Source organism: Staphylococcus sp. EG-SA-2 (assembly GCF_017152085.1).
The window spans coordinates 1-592 of sequence record NZ_JACYHC010001329.1; the positions used below are offsets into that span (position 1 = coordinate 1).

Below are 592 nucleotides of genomic sequence, written 5' to 3' on the forward strand. Positions count from 1 at the left end.
TTGCTATCCACATCATTAATGATATTTTGGAAAAACGATTCTATAAAGTCGTTATCATACTCAGGAACTGGTCTTACGTTAAATTCAAGTGAAGCTTCATCTGGTACAGAGTTAAATTGTTTGCCGCTATTTATAATCGAACATACAGCTGTAAGACCAGATGCATAATTTGCATCCTCTTCAGAAATTTCTTTTCCTATCAATGATTTGAACATGGGTGCAACATCTAATTCATGTTTAGTATCATGTTTTTTAAGCTCTGAATATTTTTCTTTAAATTGATTATAAAATTCAAGCAGTGTATCAATTGCATTGTCACCAATAAATGGAACTGAGCTATGGACAGCTTTGCCAGTTGCAGTTACTTTACATGACATAGACCCTTTATGTGCATAATAAATTCCAGATCCAGTTGGTTCAGCAATAATTAAGCCATCTACATCGTCTAAATAGCCTTTATCAGCCAATAATTTGGCACCTTCTTGTTCTTTCTCTTCGCCAGCAGTAGCTAGTAATCTTATCGTTCCTTGAGGCAATTGATTTTGTTCTTTTAATTCAATGAGTGTGATGACCAAAGCCATCAGACCGCCTT

At 34.8% G+C, this 592-nt stretch carries 1 protein-coding gene; it reads right to left on the reverse strand.

All coding sequences use genetic code 11. From position 1 onward, the window contains the following. On the reverse strand, positions 1-592 hold a 592-nt coding region (locus tag IDG60_RS21225; RefSeq protein ID WP_206161168.1), incomplete at both ends, for a M20/M25/M40 family metallo-hydrolase.